Below are 23,120 nucleotides of genomic sequence, written 5' to 3' on the forward strand. Positions count from 1 at the left end.
GGGCGTTGCGTTGTTGCCGGGCGTTGTGCCGATGCCGGGCGTTGCGTTGTTGCCGGGCGTTGTGCCGATGCCGGGCGTTGCGTTGTTGCCGGGCGGCGCCTGGTCGGCGGGCGTTCCGCCGTCCGGTGCCCTGTCCGGCGGCGGGGCGTCCGGCGCCCTTTCCGGCGGCGCGCCCAAGGGCGGTGCGGCGGCCGGTGCCGGTTCGCGCGTCCCAGGCTCGGCGCTGCCCCGCTCCAGCGCCGCCCGCAGATCGGCCACCGTGTACGGGTCGATCGCCGTGTGCGAGTCGTCGTAGGGCCCGTCGGCGCCAGAGGCCGAACCGTTCAGACCCGAGGTCGCGCCACCGGCGACGGGGTTCGGCCCGGAAAGCGCATGGGGGTCGACCGTCCCGTACGGGTTGGGCGTGTCCGGCCCGGCGGCGGTGGGCGGCACGTCCTGGCCGCCGCTCAGCCGGCCGATGGCGGACGAGTCGAGCAGCACCTCGCTGGGCAGCCCCCAGTTGATCGCCACCCGCCACGCGGGGTCCGGCCAGCCGGACGCCAGCCGGGCGAAGGACGTGCGGCGGTACAGGCCGGGATGGCGGTCGCCCGTGCGCGCCAGCGCGCCCGGCGAGGTGAACACCGTGACGTAGGTGTCGGCGCCGATCGTGATGGTGGGGAACTCGGCGCGGTCGGGGTCCTCCACGGCGGAGGCGGTCGCGGGGAGCACCAGGTCGGCGCTTTCCAGCAGCTCGAAGTAGGTGGTGTTGTCGCCGTTCGCCTTGGCCTCCGCCAGCCGGGGCTCAAGGAGGTCGGCGTCCGCGCCCGGCACGCCCTCCGTCGACAGCGGCATCGGTGTCCCCACCGGGGGAGGACCGGCCGGCAGCGGGCCCGCCCCGGGGAAGGCGCCGCTGGACGTCGCCCTCTGCTTGTCGACGCGGGACGGGTCGGCGACGTCGATGCCGAAGTCGAGCAGTTCGATGAGGCCGCTCCCATGCCGGTGGAACGACTCGTACACGAGGTCGGACGGGCGCCGGACGCCCTGGACGTCCCGCAGGGCCGTGACCATCACGTCGGCCAGCCGCGAGTAGTCGCCGTCCGTCACGCCCAGCATGCCGCCGGGGGCGCCCGCCTCCGGCAGTTCCGTCCACCAGTTGCGCGGCGCGGGGTCGACGGGCGGGCGCCAGCCCGCGTCGCTCATGACCTCCTCGTCCGCCAGCGTCAGCAGCAGCGGCCCGTCGAGGAAGTTGTTGCTCACGGCCTCGGCGTAGAGCCGGTCGGGCTCGCGCATGGCCTGGACGTAGTGACGGCTCTCATCCCGCTCGCGCACGATGAGGATCGTGTCGCGCTCGAGCCCCGCCAGCTCACGTCCCAGCCGCCGGGCGAACTCGGACCACTCCAACAAGATCACTCCCTACGACCGGGGGCCGGCCCCGGGCCCCCGAGACCCCGCGAGACCATGCCCGGGTCCCGATGATTGTCGCAGCGGACGCCGCGCGCAAACCGGGAGTTCACTCGGGCGGGGGTTCGTGACGCAGCACACGCAGGGCTTCGCGGAAGGCGTCCGGGTCGTCCCCCGAGCGGTCCAGGACGTCGATGAGTTTGTGCAGGATCTCGTGGCGTTCGTAGCCCACGTCCAGCAGCGCCTGGGCGGTCGTCCACAACTGCGGGGGCCGGCCGTCCCACAGCTTCTCCGCGAGGCGTTCGTGCGCGTCGAGGTGGGCTTCGTCGGCGCCCGGGTGCTCGAACTCGAGGATCACGCGGCGGTCGTCGGGGTCGGCCGGATCCAGCTTCGACAGGTTGATGAACCCGTGCCGCCCCGACCGCCGGTGGGTGCCGGACAGGAAGGGCAGGGCGAACGCGCGGCGGGGGAGTGCCTCCAGGTCGCCGTCGGGCAGCAGCCGGGCGACCAGGTCGCGGTCGAGGCCGAACGCGGCCGGATCCCGGTAGGCGTCGGCGAACTTCGCCGTCGCGTCCCACAGGGCGTCCAGGGTGGCCCTGATCCCCTCCTCCGGAAGGCCGGTGCGCTTGCCCGCCCACCGGACCCAGGCGGCCAGCACGTGGGGGACAGCATCTTGTTCCGTCGGGGAGAGCAGGACCTTTCTCGGCAGCCAGTCGAGGAGGAACATCTCGCACTTGACCGGGGAGACCCGCAGCGGACGGCCGAAGTCGTGCGTGCAGCCGTAGTCGATGATCCGGTCCACGCACCGGCTCGCCGCGGAGAGGTCCGACAGCCCCTCCGCCTCGTCCGACGCGAGGAACCGGGCCGCGATCGTCGCTCGCCTGTCGCGCCCGTACACCGGCGGCTGCGGCAGCCGCCCGCCCGGAGGGAGGATGTCCACGCGCGCGCGGACGAACGCGTGGTACGAGCCGAAGTTCTCGTGCACCGGCGGGTCGTCGAGTCGGTCGGTGAGGTCGAGGGCGCTCCGCAGCAGCGCTCCCGTGTCGCGCGGGTCGAGTTCCTCGAACCGCATCAGCGGGTTGTCGCCGGCTTCACGGCGGCACTGGTCGAGGAGGGTGTCGACCCTGGAGGTGACCCAGGCGTCCCTGACCATCCCGCTCACCGGTGGAGGTCCCGCTACGGCGCCGGGGCCGAACGGGTCGCCGGACGGCCGGACGGCCCCGCCCTTGGTGCGGTCGACCACGATGACGAGGGCATGCCGTTCGGTGCCGCCGTAGGTGTAGGTGCAGACGACGGAGTCCTGGTCGCCGTACACGTCCCTGGACACGAAGCAGCCTTCGGGTTCGACCATCCCGACACGGTCGGCCCATCCCGGCCTCGCCACGCCGCCGGCCATGAGTTCGAGCGCGGCGCGTTCGGCCTTGGCCGCCTGCCGGGGCGTGCCCATGTAGGCCATCCCGGTGAGCAGCGCCAGGGCGGCGGACGTCCGGGCGGCCGCCGCGTAGCCGACCAGGGCCTCGCCGATGACCTCCTCGACGTCGCCGCCCGGTACCCGGTGGCCCCACCAGGAGCCGAGGATCTCGCTGACGATCAGTTCCGCGTCCAAGGGGCTGCGCACGGCGAGGAGTTCGCGGGCGTGCTGGAGCATGCCGTCGAAAATCGCCGAGACCTCGTCCGGGGGCGTCGATCCGTCCCGGGCAGGGTCCCCGGAGGAGCGGTTGCGGCTGCGGGGACTCACCCTTCTAGCCTCTCAGATCCCGCGCGGACGATGTCGGGGACACTGCCGAACACCGCGCCCGCCGCCCGGGGCGGCCGCTCAGCCGTCCACCCCTGCGCCGGAGGCCCGCCCGGACGGCGGCTCCGATTTCAGGACTCCCGTGAGATGCTCACGCGCCATCCGTTCGACTCTGGCGGGCGTGGCTTCCAGCCCAAGGTGGGCCATGCACGCCTGGACGTCGGCCACGCACCGCTGGACCGCGTCCGAGGGGAAAGTAGCGAACTCGTCGGAAAGCCGTCGTGCGAGCGCGTCGCGTGTCTCGCTTCTGTGATCGGCCAGTGCAGGCATTTGCGCACACCTCCGCACACGGGGATCCGGCGGGCGGGGACGCCGCCGGCCGAGGCGGAGCAGGGCACGGACCGACCCTGGTGGGAGCTTCCGCGAAAACCCCGCCTCGATGTCCCATTCCAGCGCTTTTGTGGGGAGAGTCAAGACATGCCGGGGCGTCGTTTGGCAAATTCCGGACCGTCTTCGGGTGTCTTCCGGGTGCCGGACCATGCCGCGTGATGGCGCGCCGCCCAGTCGCGGTCGACCCGCCCGGTCAGCATCCCGGTGAGCGCGTCACGGTCCCGCAGCGCCTCCCACAGGTGGCCGGCGGTCACCACGACGATGGCCAGGAAGAGCCAGTCGTGGACGAACGTGGCGCCCGTCCGCCACCGGTCGCCCCACGGTCCGGGGAACGTGAGGATCTCGCCGGTGCCGAGCATGACCAGGATGGCCCCGGCGGTGAACGCCGCGTTGAGCTTCTGCCCGGCGTTGAACTTGCCCACCGGGAGGATCCCGCGGCCACCCCGCACGGCCCTCCGGTCACTGCGTTTGAGCCACTCCCAGTCGTGCGGGGCGAACCTGTTCAGCCGCCCGAGGTCGGCCCTGAACGCACGGGACACCAGGCCCAGCACGATCGGCACCGGCAACGCGAACCCGCACCACACGTGGACGGTCTTGACCATCTCCCGGCGGCCCACCAGCGTCGACAGCACCGGCAGGTAGAGCAGCGCGGCGGTCAGCAGGCACGCGAGCATCAGCAGGGCCGTCACGTGATGGATCGACCGCTCCGCGCGCGTGAACCGCACCAGCCACCTTGAGGCGTCACGTTGCCGCGCATCATGTGGGTGCGCGTCATGTGGGTGCGCGTCAGGTAGGTGCATCGTTACGTCCGTTCGAGCGGCCCACCCAGGCGTCCACGTCGTACCCGAGGTTCTCCCAGTAGCCCGGCTCCACCTTGTCGGTCAGTTCGATGCCTCCGAGCCACTTCAGCGACTTGTAGCCGTACATGGGCGCCACGTAGAGCCGCGTCGGCCCGCCGTGGTCGTGTGTGACCGGCTTTCCGTCCATCTGGGTCGCCACCAGGACGTCCCTGCGGCGCGCCTGGTCCAGCGTGAGCGATTCGGTGTAGACGCCGTCGAACGACGTGAACTTCACGGTGCGGGCCTGCGGCGACACGCCGACCGCGTCGAGCAGGTCGGGCAAGGCCACCCCGACCCAGTGCACGTCCGGCACCCGCCAGCCCGTCACGCACTGGAAGTCGCGATCCAGGACGGTCTGGGGGAGCCGTGCGAGATCGGCCAGCCGGAAGGCCTGCGGCTTCTCGACGAGGCCGCTGACGGTCACGCGGTGGGTCGCGGCGCTGTGCCGCTTCACACCGTCGGTGACGGAGTAGTAGCGGAACCCGCCGGCGGCGGGCAGGACGTCCCCGATCGGTCCCACCGGCGCCAGGGTCCGGCTCACCTTGTCCTGGACGGACGCTCCCACGGCGACCCCCGCGACGCCGAGGCCGAGCATCCCGAGCACCACCCGCCGCCCGACCGGGCTGCCCTTCGTCCACTCCTCCTCGTTCACCTCTTCATTCGAGCACCGCGGGCTCGCATCCCGCCAGGGGTTCGCGGCCCACGTAAGACTTCTGACAGATCTCGGCGCCGCTCTAAGCTGGCCCCATGGCCACGAAGGTTCACCTCGCACAGCGTCCGGAAGCCGACGAGCTGCTCGGACGCAGCCCGCTGGCCGCGCTGGTGGGCATGCTGCTCGACCAGCAGATCCCGATGGAGTGGGCGTTCTCCGGCCCCTACACCATCGCCCAGCGGCTCGGCACCGACGACCTGGACGCGCACGAGATCGCCGCCTACGACCCGGAGCGGTTCGCCGCCCTCCTGGCGGCCAAGCCGGCCGTCCACCGCTACCCGGGGTCGATGGCCAAGCGCGTCCAGCAGCTGTGCCAGTACCTCGTGGAGAACCACGACGGGGACGCCGAGAAGGTGTGGAAGGGCGCCGACAGCGGCAAGGAGCTGTTCAAGCGCCTCAACGGCCTCCCCGGCTTCGGCAAGCAGAAGGCGCAGATCTTCCTGGCGCTCCTGGGCAAGCAGTACGGCGTCCGGCCGGAAGGCTGGCGCGAGGCCGCCGGCGCCTACGGAGAGGAGGGCTCGCACCGCTCCGTGGCCGACATCACCGGGCCGGAGTCCCTGGCCAAGGTGCGGGCCTTCAAGCAGGAGCAGAAGGCCGCGGCCAAGGCCGCGAAGTAGAAGACACACCCGGGATCGGGGAGTTGACGCGCCGTGACGCCCGCGGGCCGTAACATCTCCTACTCGCCGTCCGGGCGGGCCGCCTCCGCGTTCCCCTGCGGCGGCGTCCGAATCCGACGCGTTCGTCCGGGACCGAAGGCACAAGGATGTTCAGCAGGGGTTCCGTACACGGCGAACCATCGGGATGATGAATACCTGACTCCGACCGGTGTTGTGATGGAGGCGGGAGCGCTAGCCTGCTCCCATTCACTCATAGTGATGAAAACTTGCCGCGCGGTACGGGACCCTCTGGGGCGGAGGTGTTGTCCATGAGCACCGAGACGTCCGTCCCGCATCCCCGCGTCTCAGGGGTGGAGGGGCAGCCCATGGATGCGTCCGACGCCGCGCTGTACGCGACCTTGCTGACGGAGGCCCCCGGCGGGCTGGCCTTCTTCGATCGTGAGCTGCGCTGCCGCAGGGCCAACGACGCGCTCGCGGCGCTGCTGGGCGTGCCGGTGCGCGAACTGCAGCAGCGCAGGCCGTCCGAGGCGCTGCCCGCGGCGCTCGCGGCGGCGTTCGAGACGGCGCTGCGGACGGTGATCGACGAGGACCGCCCGGTCAGCGACCCGGACCTGGTCGTCCCGGGGCGGGAGCCGGCCGAGCCCGGTGACGCACCGGGTCACGCACCGGATCACGCACCGGGCGGCCCCGGTGCAGCCGAGGAGCGCATCCTGGCCTGCACGTGGCTGCCCGCCAGGAACGGCGACGGCGAGAACCTCGGCGTCGTCCTGACCGCGCTGGACGTGACCGAGCGGCGCCGGGCCGAGGAGGTCATCCGCCGCAAGGAGCAGCGCTACCGCTCGCTCGTGGAGGCCAGCGCCCAGGTGGTGTGGGTCGCCGCCCCCGCGGGCGGCGTGATCGACGACGCGCCCGAGTGGCGCGCGATCACCGGGCAGACGCCGGACGACTACGCGGTCGGCGGCTGGCTGACCGTGGTGCATCCCGAGGACCGTCCCCGCATCGAGGGCGCCTGGCGCGACTGCGTCGAGGAGAACCGGGTCTTCGAGACCAACTACCGGATCCGCACCAAGAGCGGCACCTACCGGCACTTCGACGTCCGGGCCGTGCCCATCTGGCAGGGCGACGCGGTGATCGAGTGGGTCGGCGCCAACACCGACGTCACCGGCCAGCGCGAGGCCGAGGAGATGCGGGGCCGGCTGACCGAGCAGCTGTCCGCCGCGGCGCTGCGCACCGCCCGCCTCCAGCAGGCCACCTCGATGCTCGCCGAGGCCCTGACCGTGTCCCAGGTCGTCCAGGTCATCACCGAGGTCGGACGGTCCGCCATAGGCGCCGACTACTCGGCCGTGGCGCTGCTGGACGACGACAAGCTGCGCCTCAGCATCGTGGCGCCGTCCAAGCCGGGGGCGGAGGGCGACACCAGTCCCGTCTCCCGCGACGACATCAAGGTCAGTGAGCAGACCGTGATGTCGGTGGCGGTCCGCGAGAGCCGGCCGTTCCTGGCCGAGCATCCCGACAGCCTGCGCCTGCAACTCGGCCACGGCGAGCGCGACCTGTTCGCCCAGCACACCGAGGAGCGCGCCTGGGTGGGCCTCCCGCTGCTCGCGGCGGGCGCCCCGATCGGCGCGCTGCGCTTCTCCTTCACCCGGCCCAGGGAGATCACCGAGGAGGAGCGGGTCTTCCTGGAGGCGCTGGCCGGACAGTGCGCCCTGGCCGTCGAGCGGGCCCTGCTGTTCGAGCGCGAGCACAAGACCGCCGAGGAGCTCCAGCGCAGCCTCCTGCCGAGCGACCTCCCGCAGCTGCCGGGCATGGTGCTCGCCGCCCGCTACAACCCCGCCACGCGCCACGTCCAGGTCGGCGGCGACTGGTACGACGTCTTCCGCCTCCCGGACGACCGGCTCGCCGTCGCGGTCGGCGACGTCATGGGCAAGGGCGTGCTCGCCGCGGCCGGAATGGGACGCGTCCGCAACGCCCTGCGCGCGCTCGCGCTGAACGACCCGCGCCCCGCCGCGGTCCTGGCCGGCCTCGACCGGCTGTTCAGCGCCACCGAGGACGAGGAGCAGTTCACCACGGTCGCGTACGTGGTCATCGACCCCGAGACCGGGCTGGGGGAGTTCAGCAACGCGGGCCACCCGCCGCCCCTGCTGATCTCGCCGAACGAGCCCGCGCGCGTCAGCACGCTGGAGCCGGGAACGCCGCTCGGCTGGCCCAGCCAGCGGCAGCAGACAAGTTTTTCCATCGAAACCGGCAACACTGTGGTCTTCTATTCCGATGGACTTGTGGAGAACCGTAGGCGTGGGGTGGACGCCGGGCTGGACGAGCTTGTCGCCGTGGCCGCGGACGCCCCACCTGAAGTGGTAGGAGATCCCGAGAGACTCGTCGACTTCCTGGTCGATCGGATGCTTGCCGGATACGAGCAGGTGGACGATGTGACCGTGCTAGCCCTGCACGTCCCGCCCGAGCCCGCGTGAAATCCGCCCGAGACCGCTTGGAGACGGAGCCGCACGTTCGAAGGACCGCCCCGCGCCCTCTAAGGTGGAGAGTTACCGGGTAGGACTTCAGGGCGGAATGCGCAGCAGTGCCAGAATGCTTGACCCAGACAGAGCGGGTACGCTGCGGTCCCGCACCGGTGGTCCGCTCCGTGTGTGGTCCCACTCAGTGTGAGGCCGAGCCCGTCAGGGCACTTGGGTCAACCAAGCCACACGTTCGTTCGAGAGGTATTTGTGTCGCCTGCTAGCTCGACCTCGAAAGCGTCGGATCTGCACGATCACGTCATCGCGCAACTGATCGAGCGTGGACGGTCCCAGGGTTACCTCGAAGCCGACGACGTACGCCGTACGTTCGAGGAGGCCGACATCCCCGTGTCGAAGGCCTCCAGCATTCTGCGGAGCCTCAGCAAGGAGGGTGTGACCGTCATGGTGAGCGCTGCCGACTCCGCGGCGCCCAAGCGTCCGCGCAAGCGCGCGACGCCGGCGGCGCGCAGGCCGAAGACCGCCGCCGCGGCCAAGGAGCAGCCCGACACGGTGACCGCCGTCGTCGGCGACGACGCGCCGGAGGAGGCCGCCGCCGAGCCGCGCGCGGCCGCCGCCAAGGCCGCGTCGGCCAGGAAGGCCGCGCCCGCCAAGGGCGCGAAGGGCGCCAAGGCGAAGAAGGCGGCGCCCGCCAAGAAGGCCGCCGCCGCCGTCAAGGGCGTGCCCGCCAAGGCCGCTCCGGCCAAGAAGGGCGCCGACCCGGAGGTCGACGACGAGGTCGAGGTCGATCTCGACGAGGACCTCGCCGACCTCGACGTCGAGCTCGCGGACGACACGGCCGCCGAGGCCACCGAGGCCGAGGAGCCCGAGGCCGACGAGGAGGAGGCGGCCCCGGCCGCGCCCGCCGCCAAGGCCGCGCCCGCCGCCAAGCCGGGCGCCGAGGGCACCGCCCCGGCCGAGGAGGAGGGCTTCACCCTCGGCGACGACGACGAGGACGCGCCCGCCCAGCAGATCGCCGCCGCCGGCGCCACCGCCGACCCGGTGAAGGACTACCTCAAGCAGATCGGCAAGGTCCCGCTGCTCAACGCCGAGCAGGAGGTGGAGCTCGCCAAGCGCATCGAGGCCGGGCTCTTCGCCGAGGAGCGCCTCGCCGCGTCCGGTCCCGCGATGTCCGAGGAAGACCTCGAGGACTTCGAGTGGATCGCCGAGGACGGCCGCCGCGCCAAGAACCACCTCCTGGAGGCCAACCTCCGCCTGGTGGTCTCGCTGGCCAAGCGCTACACCGGCCGCGGCATGCTGTTCCTGGACCTCATCCAGGAGGGCAACCTCGGCCTGATCCGCGCCGTCGAGAAGTTCGACTACACCAAGGGCTACAAGTTCTCCACGTACGCCACCTGGTGGATCCGGCAGGCGATCACCCGCGCGATGGCCGACCAGGCCCGCACCATCCGCATCCCGGTGCACATGGTGGAGGTCATCAACAAGCTGGCCCGCGTGCAGCGGCAGATGCTCCAGGACCTGGGCCGCGAGCCCACCCCGGAGGAGCTGGCCAAGGAACTCGACATGACGCCTGAGAAGGTCGTCGAGGTCCAGAAGTACGGCCGCGAGCCCATCTCCCTGCACACGCCGCTCGGCGAGGACGGCGACAGCGAGTTCGGCGACCTCATCGAGGACTCCGAGGCCATCGTCCCGGCCGACGCGGTCAGCTTCACGCTGCTGCAGGAGCAGCTCCACTCCGTCCTGGACACGCTCAGCGAGCGCGAGGCCGGCGTGGTGTCGATGCGGTTCGGTCTCACCGACGGCCAGCCGAAGACCCTGGACGAGATCGGCAAGGTCTACGGCGTGACCCGCGAGCGGATCCGCCAGATCGAGTCCAAGACCATGTCGAAGCTGCGGCACCCGTCCCGTTCCCAGGTCCTTCGCGACTACCTGGACTGATGATGAAGAAGCAGGGGCCCCGCTGGTAGGCGGGGCCCCTGCTTCTTTGCCGTGTCGTTGCCGGCGCGTCAGTCGTGGAGGACGACGTCCAGGTTGGTGCCGTTCAGCTCGACCGTGTGGCCGAGGTCGGCTACGGCCTTCAGGAGTTCCTCGGGAGTGCGCGGTGCCGCGCCCGCCTTGAGCAGGTCGTGGGCGATCTTGCCGCGGGTGGCCTTGGCCATGTGGCTGACGACCGTCCGCTTCGGGGTGCCGCCGACGACCCGTTCGCGGAACACGCGGACGGCGACGGCCGGCTGGGGGGCCTTCCACGCGGCCGCGTAGGGCCCGGACCGCATGTCGATGACAAGGTCGCCGTCCGGCCGGAGCGCCTTGCGCATCGCCCTGTGCATCGCGGGGCGCCACAGCGTCCCCAGACGGCCCACAGGCGGGAGCGACACCGCCATGGCCAGCCGGTAGGGCGGGACGCGGTCGGTGAGCCTCAGCGCGCCCCACAGGCCCGAGAACACGATCACCTGCGCGGCCGCTGCCTCGGCGTCCAGATCGGGGAGGTCGAGGTTGTCGTAGAGGACGCCGGTGTAGAGGCGGGCGACCGGCAGTGCGGGCGCCTCGCGCAGCACCTTGTTCCGGGCCAGTGCGTCGTCCGCCTGGCCCGGCGGCAGGCCGAGCACGTCGCGAGCGTCGGACCGCCGGGACGCCTTGGCCAGGGCCGACAGGACGCGCTTCCGCACCGGGTTCAGCTCGGGGAAGCTCAGCGAGGCCAGATCGAGGGGCGGACCGTCCCCGTCGGTAGCCTTCTTCTCCGACGGCGGCAGCAGGATGTGCACGATCCCCCCGAAAGCGGTGACAGATGACGCGGGCTCTGGGAACGCGGTTGGGCGAACTCGTCGCCGAGGCATGGCCCGCGCCGTCCACCCAGGATATTGGCGGCTGGCTGCTGCGCCACGCCGACGGTGTGACCAAGCGCGCCAACTCCGTTCTGCCGTTGGGCGACCCAGGGGACGTGGGTCTCGCCGTAGAGCAGGCGGAGCGCTTCTACGGCGAGTTGGACTTGCCGACCGTGTTCTCGGTGGACGCCCAGGCGCGCCCCGTGGGCCTCGATGGGTTTCTGGAGGCCAGGGGCTACGAGCTGGTCGATCCGACGATCGCCATGGTGGCGGACCTGGCCGGCCACTGCGAGCAGGACGGAGTGGAGGTCGCGCGGGCGCCGTCCAGGGAGTGGCTCGACCTGTGGTGGTCGGTCGATGGCCGGTACGACCACCAGCTGCCGATGGCGGAGAAGATCCTGACCGGGGTGCCCGCGGGCTACGCGTCGTTGGACGGCCTCGCCGTCGGCCGTGGGGTGCCCCAAGGGGAGTGGCTCGGCATCTACGCCATGGCCGTCGCACCGGAGGCGCGGAGGCGCGGTCTGGGACGGCGTGTACTGCGGGGACTTCTGAGCTGGGGACGTGCCCAGGGGTGCGAGCGGGCGTACCTGGTCGTCGTCGAGCGGAATGCTCCGGCGCGGGCGATGTACGAGGCGGAGGGCTTCGGACAGGCCGGCGGCTATCACTATCGAGTGAAGAATGTCACCGTCGGGTAAGGAGCAGTCGATCTAGTGATCTGCCTCACCGAAGACCCGATCCCGCTACAATCTGCGATGCTCTGATTACATTTCGTGATGGGTATGATTCGGCCGCGGCCGGATATGCGAACGGCGGCCACCGTCTCCGGTGACCGCCGTTACTGGGGTTTCTATGTTGATCTACCGCTCTTCGTCACGTGCGGTGGCCTGGGTCTCGGTGAGCCGGTCGGTCTCGTCCTGTATGTCGGCCCCGTTGGCGCGCAGCGCTTCTGAGTATCTGCGTCCGTGGTGGGCGCAGAACAGAAGGTCGCCGCCGCCTACAAGAACAGCACGGACGTAGGCCTGGGCGCCGCAGCGGTCGCATCGGTCGGCGACGGTCAGCGGCTTGGTCGGGGCAAGGGCTCCAGTCACGGCACCTTCCTCATGCTCGGGGTCGGTACTTAAGACAACATCTAACCCGACGCTGGCGTTCCCAACCTGGTTCTTCGTACGCCCACAGCGGAATGGCTCAATAAGTGACCGAGGTCACATTAGGCCGCCTCCCAGCGGAACAGGCGCACGGCGATCAGCGCGCCGACCACCGCGACGCCCACCAGGACGCCGATTTGCGGCAGCGCGGACATCGGGCCGAGCCCGCGTCCCATCACGTTGAGCATCCCTTCGTTGAGATACCGCAACGGGAAGATGTAGGACAGCGTCTTCATCCAGCCCGGCGCCGCGTCCAGCGGGAAGAAGGAGCCGCCCAGGAAGGCCATCGGCAGGACGACGAGCTGCGTCACCGCCTGGGCCGTCTCCTGCGTCTTGGCCCACGCGCCGATCAGCATCCCGATCGACAGGAAGGCGAGCACGCCCGCGATCACCATCGGGACGGCCATCCACCAGGCGCCGCTCAACTGCAACCCGAACATCGGAAGCTGGGCCACGAGCACGAACAGCGCGAACTGCACGAGCGCGACGGCGAGGCTGACCGCGACGCGCGCGGCGAACACGGTAGGTATCGGGGCGGGGGAGAGCTGGAGGCGACGCAGGATGCCCTTGGTCCGCCATGACACCAGCGTCTGGGACGCCCCGAAGACGCCCGCCGAAGCCAGTGCCCAGCCCAGCAGGCTGGGTGTGAAGAACTGGATGGCCTTCAGGGAGTCGTCCTCCACCTGCTGGGCGGACATCGTGTAGGCGGGCGGCTTGCCGGTCGCCTCCTGGTTCGCCGACTGGACGATCGAGTCCATCAGCCCGCGCACCGTCCCCGACTTGACCTGGTCGGCGGCGGAGTAGTGGACGATCAGCTGGTCGCCGCGCTGCTCGACGGCGGCGTCCGCGTCGCCCTTCTCCACCTTGTGCAGGGCGCCGGCGCGGTCGGTCGCCTTGGTCACCTTCATGACCTTGCCGAGCTCTTCGGCCCCCTGCGTGACGGCCTGCTCCAGGATCGGGGCCTTGCCGACCTCCAGCACGTTCACCTTGGACGTCGTCGCGTGACCGAAGATGCCGCCGAAGATGAGCAGGAACATCAGAGGGAACAGGATGGTGAAGAACAGCGCGGTCCGGTCCCGCTTGAAGCCCAGGTACATGGCCCTGGACAGGCTCTTGAAGCTGGCGAACGTGCTCACGCCCTGTACTCCCGCCCGGTGAGGTCCAGAAAGACGTCCTCAAGGGTGGCGCCGCGGATCTGCACGCCGTCCAGGGCGTCCTTGGCAGCCATGGCCGCGACCACGGCCGACGGGTCGCGGGTGGTGATGGTCAGCGAGACGCCGTCGTCGGCGGCCTCGTCCGCGCTCGGCAGCAGCAGCGCGTCGCCCACGGCCAGGACGCCGCTCGCCACGCTGATCCTGGCCGGCGCGTCCAGGCCCCGCACGAGCACGGCCGGCGGGCCGAGCCGCAGGATCCTGCCCGAGTCCATGATGGCGACGCGGTCGCAGAGGATCTCGGCCTCATCCATGTAGTGCGTGGTCAGGACGACCGTGCGGCCTTCCGTGCTGATCTGGCGCAGCAGGTCCCAGAGGTTGCGGCGGGCCTGCGGGTCGAGCGCGGCGGTCGGCTCGTCCAGGAACACGAGTTCCGGGTCGTGCACGAGCGCGCACGCGATGGACAGGCGCTGCGCCTGGCCGCCCGACAGCTTCTCCACCCGGACGTCGGCCTTGTCGGCCAGCCCCACCAGCTCCATCATCGCGTCGGCCTTCTTGGCGGGGACGCCGTAGAGGGAGCCGAACGTCCGCAGCTGCTCGCGGGTGGTCAGCCGCTCGAAGAACGACGAGGCCTGCAGCTGGACGCCGATCCTGGGCAGCAGCCTGGGGTTGCGCGGCCATGGGGAGGCCCCGAGCACCGAGACGTCACCCTCGTCGGCCTGCCGGAGCCCTTCGATGATCTCAAGCGTCGTCGTCTTCCCCGCGCCGTTCGGGCCGAGGATGCCGAAGAACTCGCCCTCCTCGACCCCGAACGTCACGCCGTCCACGGCCCGGACGTCCCCGTAGCGTTTACGGAGGCCCGAGACCTCGATCGTTTGCACCATGCGGCGAACATTAGGCAGTGCGGCAGACCCCGCACACCCACCTAAAGGTGGACGTTAAGGTCTAGAAGTCGGAGCCCGGATAGCCTGGCGAACCGTCCCGAGCCGCCGCGCGGACGTGCGGAGCGCCCGTGGCGGCGAGCCTTTCGGTGGATTGTCGGCAGCCGGGGGTACCCTTCTGCCGACCGTCCTACCCCCGAGGAGCGCACGCACGTTGACCGCCGCGACCGCCGAAGCGACAACCGAAGACCCGCACGGCTACTCCGCCCGGCACCTGTCGGTGCTGGAGGGGCTGGAGGCCGTCCGGAAACGACCTGGCATGTACGTCGGGTCGACCGACAGCAGGGGCCTCGCCCACTGCCTGTGGGAGATCGTCGACAACTGCGTCGACGAGGCCCTCGCCGGCTACTGCACCCACATCAGTGTGACGCTCCATGCCGACGGGTCCTTCGAGGTGGGCGACAACGGCCGCGGCATCCCCGTCGACCTGGAGCCCAAGACCGGCCTGCACGGCGTCGAGCTGGTCATGACGCGACTGCACGCGGGCGGCAAGTTCGGCGGCGTCTCCTACACCGCGTCCGGCGGTCTCCACGGCGTGGGGGCGTCCGTGGTCAACGCGCTGTCCGCGCGGCTGGACGTCGAGGTCGACCGCGACGGGCACACCCACGCGATCAGCTTCCGGCGCGGCCTGCCCGGCGAGTTCGCCGACGACGGTCGCCCCAACGCCCGGTTCAGGAAGAAGTCGGGCCTGCGGCAGGTCCGCAAGGTCGCCAAGAAGGTGACCGGCACCCGCGTCCGCTTCTGGCCCGACCTGCAGATCTTCCTGAAGGACGCGACGGTCGAGCAGGAGCTCGTCCTCGACCGGATGCGGCAGACCGCGTTCCTCATCCCCGGCCTCACCATCGACGTCCGCGACGAGCGCGGCGAGGAGATCGTCGACGAGACGTTCCGGTTCGACGGCGGCATCAGCGAGTTCTGCACCTACCTCGCCAAGGACCCGCCGCTCATCGACGTGCTGCGGCTGCGGGGCCACGGCCACTTCACCGAGACCGTCCCGGTCCTGGACGACCAGGGCCACCTCACCCCGACCGACGTCGAACGCGACCTCGAAGTCGACGTCGCCCTGCGCTGGGGCAGCGGCTACGACACGATCACCAAGTCGTTCGTCAACGTGATCGCCACCCCGAAGGGCGGCACCCACCTGCGCGGCTTCGACCGCGCGGTGCTCAAGGTGCTCAACGAGCAGCTCCGCGCGGTCAAGCTGCTGAAGAACGGCGATGAGGACGTCATCAAGGAGGACGTCCTGGAGGGCCTCACCGCCGTGGTGACGGTCCGGCTGCCCGAGCCGCAGTTCGAGGGGCAGACGAAGGAGGTCCTCGGCACGTCCGCGGCCACCCGCATCGTCTCCCAGGTCGTCCTGCGCGAGCTGCGCGCGATCTTCGAGAACCCGCCGCGCGGGCAGAAGCAGCCGCTGCGCGCCGTCCTGGAGAAGGTCGTCGGCGCGGCCAAGACGCGCATCGCGGCCCGCACCCAGCGCGACAACCAGCGGCGCAAGAACGCCCTGGAGAACTCGGCGCTGCCGGCCAAGCTCGTCGACTGCCGCACCACCGACGACCGCAGCGAGCTGTTCATCGTCGAGGGCGACTCGGCGCTCGGCACCGCCAAGCTCGCCCGCAACTCCGAGTTCCAGGCGCTGCTGCCGATCCGCGGCAAGATCCTCAACGTGCAGAAGGCGTCCGTCGCGGACGTGCTGAAGAACGCCGAGTGCGCCGCGATCATCCAGGTGCTCGGCGCCGGCTCGGGCCGCACGTTCGACGTGGACGCGGCCCGCTACGGCCGCGTCGTGATCCTCGCGGACGCCGATGTCGACGGCGCGCACATCCGCACGCTGCTGCTCACCCTCTTCCACCGCTACATGCGCCCGATGCTGGACGCCGGACGGGTGTTCTCCGCCGTCCCGCCGCTGCACCGCATCGAGCTGGTCAAGCCGAGGAAGGGGCAGGACAAGTACATCTACACCTACTCCGACGCCGAACTGCGCAAGCGGCTCGTCGAGCTGGAGCGCAAGGGCCAGCGCTGGAAGGAGCCGATCCAGCGCTACAAGGGCCTCGGTGAGATGGACGCCGACCAGCTCGCGGAGACGACCCTCGACCCGCGGCACCGGGTGCTGCGGCGCGTCCGGATCGAGGACGCCGAAGAGGCGGCGAAGGTGTTCGAGCTGCTGATGGGCAGCGAGGTGGCCCCGCGCCGGGCGTTCATCACCGCCGGCGCCACCGAACTCGACGTGGAGCGCATCGACGCCTGAGCGTGCCCGATGGCGGGGGGCGGGGCCGTCCCCGTGGTGGACGGCCCCTTGGCGACGTGGATCAGTCGCCGATCTTGAGGTTGCGGAAGGTCTGGACGGGGTCCTGCACGCTCCGCGCCGTCATCGTGGCGTTCGCCGGTGCGTACGGCGCCGTGGCCATGTACAGCTGGAACGACGCCGCGTTCTGCCCGGACGCCGACGGGAGGCCGGCCTTCCAGTCGATGATCGGGCCGAAGATGCCGCAGCCGTAGGTCTTCGGCACCGCGAAGGTCTTGTCCTCGGTCGGCATCCGCAGGATGGGCGGGCTGCTGAACGGGTCGTTGATGTCGCCCTCGGTCACGACTGTGATCGTGCTGAAGTCGATGGCCAGGTTGAGCTTCATCGGGTCCTTGTTGGAGCCGATGAAGCAGCCGTTGCCGATAGCGTCGTTGATCAGCTTGATCTTCATGTTGATCGCGGTCGTCGGCAGGTTGAAGTCGAACCCGCCGGCGTACTTCGCCTGCACCTGCACCTTGTTGTAGGGCAGGTCGTCGATCCCGCCGATCGGGAAGCCCAGCAGGCCGATGACGCCGCCGGGGACCGTCATCGGCTTCCCGGTCATCTTCACGCTGGTGAACACGGCCGGCTCGGACCACGACGGCTGCACCGCCTGGATGACGGTCCGCATCGGCTGGGTGATCTCCTGGGTGAGACCGCCGAGCTTCATCGAGCCGCCGGTCACGACCAGCTGGAGGCAGGTCGCGAGCTTCGGGTCCTGCCCGGCGGGCAGCGGCGGGCACTGCTTGGCGAAGTCGAACTTCGGCACGTCCGACGGCAGTTCCAGCGGGGCCGCGTCCGGCGCGGTCACGGGGGCCTGCGGGGCGGCGGCCTGGGCGGGGGCCGCGGCCATGCCGAGCGCGAGGCCGACGGGCGCCGCCACGAGGGCGGCGCGGGAGAGGAGTTTCACAGGCTTCGAGGGCCCTTTCTCAGGAGGTGGTGCGGAACCGCAGATTGGATCGGTCCACACAAGGAGCTCGATTCAAAAACAAGACCGTTTCTAAAACAAGCTCTTGGACGCGTCCACAACCGGCCATGGGGTCGAGATCGGGGGCCGAGGCGTCCACCCGCAGGTGGAGGGGCAGTTTCCAGCCGTGCGCCGATCCGCTCCGGGGCCGCCGATCCTTAGCGTCGGATCATGAACACGTTGGACAACCTCCTGCTGAGCTCGGCGGTGCCGACGCTCGGGCAGAGCCACGTCACCGGCCGTCGGGCGTACGGTATCGCCGGGTTTGCACAGGTTAGCGTCGGATCGTGAACTGCCAGGTGGGGGTCAGGGAGCGGCTCGTCCGGTTGCTCATCGTCGGCGTGCTGGTGACGTGGGGCCTCGTCGCGTACGTACGGGGGTTGCTGCACGCGGACCCGGCCCCTGCGCTGCACGGTGTCGGGCTCGCCTTGGTCGTCCTCAACGTGGTGATGTTCGCCCTTCTGGCAACCGGCATCGTGCTGGGACGCCAGAAGGACTCGCCCTGGCAGGCGACGGGGATCGTCTTGCTGCTCCTGGCCGTCGCGGCGGGGATGGCGCTGTACGCGATCGCCCCGCACGCCGGCGGAGGGTTCTTCTTCTGCATGGCCGGGCTCTGGGTGCTGATGATGCGGCTGCCGCTGCCGTGGGGCATCGCGGTCGCCGGGCTGACGGTGGTCGCGATCGGCGGGCTGGGGGAGGCGCTCCGGCCGGGCGGGGCGGACTTCGGCCTCATGTCGGCGTTCGCGGGGCTCACGCTCGGTGCCGTCGCCAGCCGCCAGGGCGTCGCGGCGCAGGAGGCCACCCGCCGCGCCGAGGCGGCCAACGCCGTCCTCGCCGAACGGTCGCACATCGCCCGCGAGATCCACGACATCCTCGCGCACTCGCTGTCAGCGCAGCTCGTCCACCTGGAAGGCGCCAGGCTGCTCCTCTCACGCGACGGCGACCGCGTCCAAGCCCTGGACCGTGTAGAGCGCGCGCGGAACCTCGCCCGCTCCGGCCTGGACGAGACAAGGCGCGCCCTGGCCACACTCCGCGGTGAGATACCGGAACCCAAGGAGGCGCTGGCGGAACTCGCCGAGGAGTTCTACGCCAGCACAGGACGCCCGTGCGATGTTCAAGTGACGGGCGCGCCACGCGAACTGTCACCCCAGGCAGGGCTCGCAGTGGTGCGCACCGCTCAGGAAGCGCTCACGAACGTCCGCAAACATGCCCCCGGCGCGCGCGCACAGGTCACCCTGCGCTACCTCAGCGACAAGGTGGAACTCGAAGTGACCGACAGCGGCGGAACGGAAACGGTGGTCGAACTGGACGGAGGCGGATACGGCCTCGTCGGCATGCGGGAGCGCGCCGAGCTCATCGATGGGACTCTTGTCACCGGACCGGACGGCAAGGGCTTCCGTGTGTCCCTCCAGGTGCCGGCGTGATGGGAGACGCGGTGAAGACGAGGATCCTGGTCGTCGATGACCAGACCGTGGTGCGGGAGGGCCTGGTCCTCCTCCTGGAACTGCTGCCCGGCATCGACGTCGCCGGCGCGTGCGGCGACGGTGAACAGGCGGTCGCGCTGGTGGCATCGCTCCGGCCCGACGTCGTCCTGATGGACCTGCGGATGCCGCGCATGGACGGCGTCGAGGCGACCCGCCGTATCAAGGAAGCCCACCCCGATGTCGGGATCGTCGTCCTCACCACCTACGCCGACGACGACTCGATCTTCGCGGCCCTCCGCGCCGGAGCCCGCGGCTACCTCACCAAGGACGCCGACGCCGACGAGATCGCCCGCGCCATCGCCGCCGTCCGCGACGGGGCGTCCCAGCTCGACCCGGCCGTCCAGCGCCGGCTGGTCGAGGCGGTCGCCGCCGGTGAACGCCCCCGCCGAGCGGGCCTCCCCGACGGCCTCACCCGCCGTGAGGCGGAGGTCCTCGCCCTCATCGCGCAGGGACGCTCCAACGGCGAGATCGCCGGTGACCTGTTCATCTCCGAGGCCACGGTCAAGACGCACATCAACAACCTGTTCGCCAAGGCGAACCTCCGCGACCGCGCCCAGGCCGTCACCTACGCCTACAGGCACCGCCTCACCGGACAGGGCCTGCCGCCCCGCCCCCGCGAGCCCTGAACAACCCCGGCGTAACTCGATCGTTTGTGATTCCGCCGCTGGCATTCGCCGGCGTAATTACACCCGGCCAGCCGACCAAGCGATCGCTTGCTACTCTTCGCCCATGCCGACGCAGGAACACATGAAGCAGGCGCTCCAGACCTACATCGACGCCTTCAACGCCGCCGACGCCGCGACCATCTCCAGCCTCTACGCCGACGACGCGGTCATCGAGGACCCGGTCGGCCACCCCCCGATGTCCGGCCGCGCCGCCATCGAGGAGTTCTACACGAACGCCATTGCCGGCGGCGCCAAGCTCACCCTGGACGCCCCCATTCGCGGTTCCCACGGAGACCGCGCCGCCATGGCCTTCACCGTCGACATCCCCGGCATGCGCATCCGCGCCATCGACGTCATGACCTTCAACGAGGAGGGCCAGATCGTCCGCATGGACGCCCACTGGGGCCCCGACGACATGGAAACCTGACCGCTCGGATCACCACCGGGCAGATCGGTGGCATGGTGGGGACGTGACCGATGACCCGGTGCTCTACGTGATCGCCTGCGGCGGACGGCCCGCTGCGGACCTCCCGCGCTTCGTCGAACGGCTCCAAGCCGACGGGTGGACGGTGTGCGTGGTCTCCACCCCGTCCGGCATGAAGTTCCTGGACGCCGACCGCCTGGCCGAGCTGACCGGCTTTCCCGTCCGCTTCGACTACAAGCATCCTGACGAACCCGACGTCCTCCCACCCGCCGACGTGTTCGCCGTGGCGCCCGCCACGTTCAACACCGTCAACAAGTGGGCTCACGGAACCAGCGACACCCTCGCCCTGGGCCTCCTCAACGAGGCCGTCGGCCTGGGCCGCCCCATCATCGCGGCCCCCTGGCCGAACGCGGCCCTCGCCCGCCACCCCGTCTTCGTCCGGAGCATCGCCGAACTGCGCGACTGGGGCGTCACCGTCCTGCTGGACCCCGCCAAGCTCCCGACCCCCGACTCCGGCGACGATCCCAAGGGCGTCTTCCCGTGGTCCGAGATCCGGCAGAACCTCGCCGAACTCCACGCCCGGCTGAGCTGAGAGCCCGAGCCGCCCAGAGTCCGGCGTGCGGTCAGGACGGCTTCGCGGTGACCTCGGCGTCGGCGGCGTAGGCCGCGTCACGGCGGGCCTCGAACGCGGCAAGCCGCTCACGGAGCGCGGACGTGACGTTCTCGTAGGCGTCGGAGTTGAGCAGCAGCCGAAGCGGCGGGTCGTCGGAGAGCGCGGCCTCGATCGTCGCGTGTGCGACGCCGGACTGGCTGGCGGGCATGTCCTCCACCGGCGGTGACGGGGTGTCCGCCGGGCCGCCCCGGTAAGGGGCGCTGAGGGGGACGCGTTCCGCGGCGTCGTAGAAGCTCGTCCGGACCATGCCGGGCTCGACCAGGATCGTCTTGATGCCGAAGGGCTCGACCTCTAGCGCCAGAGCTTCGAAGTACCCTTCGATGCCCCATTTCGTCGCGTGGTAGATGCCGAACTTCGGAAACGCGATGTGCCCGCCCATGCTGGACATCTGCACGAGCACCCCGCCGCCCTGCTCCCGCAGGTGCGGAACGACCCGCCGCGCCAGGTGGATGGACGCCGTCAGATTCGTGGCGATCGATCGCTCCACCTGGTCGTCGGTCAGGTCCTCGGCGACCCCCAGCACACCGAAGCCGGCGTTCGAGACGACCACGTCGATCCGTCCGAGATCGGCGAACGCCGTGCCGACCACCGTGTCGAGTTGGGCGGTGTCGGTGACGTCGAGCCGGTACCGGCGCAACCGGTCGCCGTACTCGGCGGCCAGATCGTCCAGCTGCTCGGGCCTCCGCAGTGTCGCGGCGACGCGGTCCCCGCGCGCGAGGATCCGCTCCGCGAGTTCGCGGCCGATGCCGCGCGAAGCGCCGGTGATGAACCAGGTCTTCGAACCGTGTGAGCTCATCCCGCAAGCCTTCACCCCGGAGCGTGCTCCAGGTCAAGTCAAGCCATGGACAGACGGAAGAACGTCGCCGTCTCAAGAGGGGATGAATGCTGAAACGACCGGCCGTAGGGTGGTCACGGTCTGACCGCTGACGGAGGGGCTGTCGTGGCGATGGTGAAGAAGGGGTCCCGGCGCATCACGGTCGACGGGACCGAATACCGCTGGAAGGTACGCGGGCGTCCGACGTACTGCCAGGGGTTGGCGTGGTCGCCCCTGGTCTTCGCGGTCGAGCATCGCGAGCGACCGGGAGCCCGGCTGGTGGTGTCGTTGCCGTGCGCGCACCCGAGCAACTGGATGCCGGCCCCGGCGGGCGTCGTGCTTCCGCGGACCGTGGCATCGGCCATCAGATCGGCTGTGCAGGCCGGGTGGACCCCAGCCCTCCCGGGACCCGTCCGGCATATGGAACTGGACGACTCAGCGGTCGTCCCCTGCGCGAACTGAGGAGTCCCCGCCCCGACCGCCCCTCGTGCGATCGAGGGTCAACCTCCCGACGGTCTCCCAATCGGCGCGGTCGAGCCCGTGGCCGGCGCCCTTGAGCGGCACGAAGTCGGCGCCTGGAATCTCCTCGGCCAGGGCCACGCCGTGCTCCAACGGGAACATGGGATCCGCTGTCCCGTGAATGACGAGAGTGGGCGCTGCGATCGATGACAGCGGTCCCCAGTGGCGCTCGTCCTCCGGGATCGCGTTGTGGTTCTGGACCGCCTTGATGTCGCGGGCCCGCTCCACGTCACGGCGCACCAGATCCCGCACAGCGGCCTCGTCCGGCGGGCGCTCGGAGCCCGCGAGCATGACCTGGTAGCCGACGAGGTAGTCGATCACCGAGCCGGTGTCGGACCAGTCGACCCGCGCGGTCGAGATGAAGCGTCCGAACTCCTCGGTCGGGGGCGGTAGCTCCCGGCCCCCCGGCACCGCGCGGGTGGTGCTGATGAGGACCAGCGAGAGGACGCGCCGGGGATGGTCGAGCGCGAGCAACTGCCCGAACGCGCCGCCCGCGGACACCCCCACGACATGCGCGGCGGGGATGCCGTAGGCGTCGAGCACACGGGCGGCATCATCGACGAGATCGGAGCCCGTGTATCCGGGACGACCCATGTCGTAGGTGGTGGAACGCCCTGTGTCCCGGTGGTCGTAGCGGATGACGAAGCGTCCCCCCTCCGCGAGCCGCCGGCAGAAACCCTCGTCCCACCAGAGCATCGACGCGCCGATCCCCATGATGAGCAGGATGGGCGGGTCTCCAGGATCGCCAAAGGACTCCGTGCAGATCTCGACACCGTCCACCGCGACCATCTGCTCCGCCATCTGCAACGCCTCCTGAACTCGGGAGAGGACATACCCGGCACGCTAACGGCACCGACTGACACTCTCTTCAAAGATCCACGGCCCACCCGAGGGCTCGGTCGACCGACCGGCGGGTGAGGCCCGTCGAGGGGTCGAGGTGATGCGGTGCAGGCTCTGGACCGGGTGGTAGGCCCCGACTCGGAGCTGGAGCAGCTCTGGGACGAGGGCGATGGCGGGGAGGAATGGCGCGCGGAGATCAGCTGACTGCGTCTGGTGCTTTCCGAACACCCGGAGTGATCTCATCGGCGCGATG

21 protein-coding genes are annotated in these 23,120 nt (G+C 70.5%); 10 read left to right on the forward strand and 11 right to left on the reverse strand.

The annotated features are described in order from the left end of the window. The 4 genes from AL2_RS21275 to AL2_RS21295 form a co-directional block, all read right to left on the reverse strand. A partial coding sequence (locus AL2_RS21275; RefSeq protein ID WP_245666799.1) for an SseB family protein occupies window positions 1-1,383 on the reverse strand: 1,383 nt, incomplete at its 3' end. 106 nt (window positions 1,384-1,489) lie between these two features. Continuing rightward, window positions 1,490-3,028 carry an amino acid adenylation domain-containing protein gene (locus tag AL2_RS21280; protein ID WP_067636119.1) on the reverse strand — a complete coding sequence of 513 codons (1,539 nt, stop codon included), beginning with the start codon at window positions 3,026-3,028 and terminating at the stop codon, window positions 1,490-1,492. Between the two features lie 557 nt (window positions 3,029-3,585). Next, window positions 3,586-4,230 (reverse strand): cytochrome b/b6 domain-containing protein, encoded by a 645-nt coding sequence (locus AL2_RS21290; RefSeq protein WP_210747971.1) that lies wholly within the window; start codon window positions 4,228-4,230, stop codon window positions 3,586-3,588. A gap of 61 nt (window positions 4,231-4,291) precedes the next feature. After that, entirely contained in the window at window positions 4,292-4,996 is a 705-nt protein-coding gene (locus tag AL2_RS21295) for a molybdopterin-dependent oxidoreductase (RefSeq protein ID WP_067636124.1), read from the reverse strand. Window positions 4,997-5,091: 95 nt separating this feature from the next. On the opposite strand from AL2_RS21295, the gene AL2_RS21300 reads away from it, so the two are divergent. From AL2_RS21300 to AL2_RS21310, 3 genes are all read left to right on the forward strand, one after another. Next, window positions 5,092-5,673: an HhH-GPD-type base excision DNA repair protein gene (locus AL2_RS21300; protein WP_067636126.1), complete on the forward strand. Its 582-nt coding sequence runs from the start codon at window positions 5,092-5,094 to the stop codon at window positions 5,671-5,673. 308 nt (window positions 5,674-5,981) lie between these two features. Then, a complete protein-coding gene (locus AL2_RS21305) occupies window positions 5,982-8,141 on the forward strand; it encodes a SpoIIE family protein phosphatase (RefSeq protein WP_067636128.1) in 2,160 nt (719 codons plus the stop codon). A gap of 252 nt (window positions 8,142-8,393) precedes the next feature. Continuing rightward, complete coding sequence (locus AL2_RS21310; RefSeq protein WP_083946750.1) at window positions 8,394-10,079, forward strand: RNA polymerase sigma factor; 1,686 nt, start codon at window positions 8,394-8,396, stop codon at window positions 10,077-10,079. Window positions 10,080-10,147: 68 nt separating this feature from the next. Here AL2_RS21310 and AL2_RS21315 read toward each other — a convergent pair whose 3' ends face one another. Continuing rightward, window positions 10,148-10,903 (reverse strand): YaaA family protein, encoded by a 756-nt coding sequence (locus tag AL2_RS21315; protein WP_067636130.1) that lies wholly within the window; start codon window positions 10,901-10,903, stop codon window positions 10,148-10,150. Window positions 10,904-10,950: 47 nt separating this feature from the next. Here AL2_RS21315 and AL2_RS21320 point away from each other — a divergent pair, with 47 nt between their 5' ends. Further along, window positions 10,951-11,658 (forward strand): GNAT family N-acetyltransferase, encoded by a 708-nt coding sequence (locus tag AL2_RS21320; RefSeq protein WP_245666801.1) that lies wholly within the window; start codon window positions 10,951-10,953, stop codon window positions 11,656-11,658. Between the two features lie 162 nt (window positions 11,659-11,820). Here AL2_RS21320 and AL2_RS21325 read toward each other — a convergent pair whose 3' ends face one another. The 3 genes from AL2_RS21325 to AL2_RS21335 form a co-directional block, all read right to left on the reverse strand. Then, complete coding sequence (locus tag AL2_RS21325) at window positions 11,821-12,051, reverse strand: DUF7455 domain-containing protein (RefSeq protein ID WP_067636137.1); 231 nt, start codon at window positions 12,049-12,051, stop codon at window positions 11,821-11,823. 119 nt (window positions 12,052-12,170) lie between these two features. Then, window positions 12,171-13,244 (reverse strand): ABC transporter permease, encoded by a 1,074-nt coding sequence (locus AL2_RS21330; protein WP_067636139.1) that lies wholly within the window; start codon window positions 13,242-13,244, stop codon window positions 12,171-12,173. After that, window positions 13,241-14,143: an ABC transporter ATP-binding protein gene (locus tag AL2_RS21335; RefSeq protein WP_067636141.1), complete on the reverse strand. Its 903-nt coding sequence runs from the start codon at window positions 14,141-14,143 to the stop codon at window positions 13,241-13,243. The genes AL2_RS21330 and AL2_RS21335 overlap by 4 nt, the downstream gene beginning before the upstream one ends. A gap of 211 nt (window positions 14,144-14,354) precedes the next feature. Here AL2_RS21335 and AL2_RS21340 point away from each other — a divergent pair, with 211 nt between their 5' ends. Further along, window positions 14,355-16,445: a DNA gyrase/topoisomerase IV subunit B gene (locus tag AL2_RS21340; RefSeq protein ID WP_067636143.1), complete on the forward strand. Its 2,091-nt coding sequence runs from the start codon at window positions 14,355-14,357 to the stop codon at window positions 16,443-16,445. 61 nt (window positions 16,446-16,506) lie between these two features. On the opposite strand, the gene AL2_RS21345 is transcribed toward AL2_RS21340, so the two are convergent. Further along, window positions 16,507-17,391, reverse strand: coding sequence for a hypothetical protein (locus tag AL2_RS21345; protein ID WP_067636145.1), 885 nt, complete (start codon window positions 17,389-17,391; stop codon window positions 16,507-16,509). Window positions 17,392-17,735: 344 nt separating this feature from the next. Between AL2_RS21345 and AL2_RS21350 the strand changes: the two genes are divergently transcribed. The 4 genes from AL2_RS21350 to AL2_RS21365 all read left to right on the forward strand — a co-directional run bounded on the left by AL2_RS21350 (window position 17,736) and on the right by AL2_RS21365 (window position 20,613). Continuing rightward, window positions 17,736-18,872: a sensor histidine kinase gene (locus tag AL2_RS21350; RefSeq protein WP_157438281.1), complete on the forward strand. Its 1,137-nt coding sequence runs from the start codon at window positions 17,736-17,738 to the stop codon at window positions 18,870-18,872. 11 nt (window positions 18,873-18,883) lie between these two features. Next, window positions 18,884-19,558: a response regulator gene (locus AL2_RS21355; RefSeq protein WP_245666803.1), complete on the forward strand. Its 675-nt coding sequence runs from the start codon at window positions 18,884-18,886 to the stop codon at window positions 19,556-19,558. 103 nt (window positions 19,559-19,661) lie between these two features. Next, window positions 19,662-20,024 (forward strand): nuclear transport factor 2 family protein, encoded by a 363-nt coding sequence (locus tag AL2_RS21360; protein ID WP_067636150.1) that lies wholly within the window; start codon window positions 19,662-19,664, stop codon window positions 20,022-20,024. A gap of 43 nt (window positions 20,025-20,067) precedes the next feature. Further along, a complete protein-coding gene (locus AL2_RS21365; protein ID WP_067636152.1) occupies window positions 20,068-20,613 on the forward strand; it encodes a flavoprotein in 546 nt (181 codons plus the stop codon). Window positions 20,614-20,644: 31 nt separating this feature from the next. Here the strand turns inward: AL2_RS21365 and AL2_RS21370 are convergent, their stop codons facing one another. Together AL2_RS21370 and AL2_RS21380 are read right to left on the reverse strand one after the other, a co-directional pair. Continuing rightward, window positions 20,645-21,490 carry an SDR family oxidoreductase gene (locus AL2_RS21370; RefSeq protein ID WP_067636154.1) on the reverse strand — a complete coding sequence of 282 codons (846 nt, stop codon included), beginning with the start codon at window positions 21,488-21,490 and terminating at the stop codon, window positions 20,645-20,647. Window positions 21,491-21,943: 453 nt separating this feature from the next. Further along, a complete protein-coding gene (locus AL2_RS21380) occupies window positions 21,944-22,816 on the reverse strand; it encodes an alpha/beta fold hydrolase (RefSeq protein ID WP_210747969.1) in 873 nt (290 codons plus the stop codon). A 156-nt stretch (window positions 22,817-22,972) separates the two neighbouring features. Between AL2_RS21380 and AL2_RS36590 the strand changes: the two genes are divergently transcribed. Next, the gene (locus tag AL2_RS36590; protein WP_083946752.1) at window positions 22,973-23,071 is read left to right on the forward strand and encodes a DUF4259 domain-containing protein; all 99 of its coding nucleotides are present in this window, start codon (window positions 22,973-22,975) and stop codon (window positions 23,069-23,071) included. Window positions 23,072-23,120 lie beyond the last annotated feature (49 nt).

Origin of the sequence: Actinomadura latina NBRC 106108 (genome assembly GCF_001552195.1) — a bacterium.
In the GTDB taxonomy this organism is placed as follows: domain Bacteria; phylum Actinomycetota; class Actinomycetes; order Streptosporangiales; family Streptosporangiaceae; genus Spirillospora; species Spirillospora latina.

Bases quoted from the DNA above. Each gene is read 5' to 3' on its own strand.
- AL2_RS21280 (WP_067636119.1), bottom strand. From the start codon at position 3,028: ATGCTCCAGCACGCCCGCGAACTCCTCGCCGTGCGCAGCCCCTTGGAC.
- AL2_RS21300 (WP_067636126.1), top strand. From the start codon at position 5,092: ATGGCCACGAAGGTTCACCTCGCACAGCGTCCGGAAGCCGACGAGCTG.
- AL2_RS21305 (WP_067636128.1), top strand. From the start codon at position 5,982: ATGAGCACCGAGACGTCCGTCCCGCATCCCCGCGTCTCAGGGGTGGAG.
- AL2_RS21335 (WP_067636141.1), bottom strand. From the start codon at position 14,143: ATGGTGCAAACGATCGAGGTCTCGGGCCTCCGTAAACGCTACGGGGAC.
- AL2_RS21360 (WP_067636150.1), top strand. From the start codon at position 19,662: ATGCCGACGCAGGAACACATGAAGCAGGCGCTCCAGACCTACATCGAC.
- AL2_RS21370 (WP_067636154.1), bottom strand. From the start codon at position 21,490: ATGAGCTCACACGGTTCGAAGACCTGGTTCATCACCGGCGCTTCGCGC.
- AL2_RS21380 (WP_210747969.1), bottom strand. From the start codon at position 22,816: ATGGTCGCGGTGGACGGTGTCGAGATCTGCACGGAGTCCTTTGGCGAT.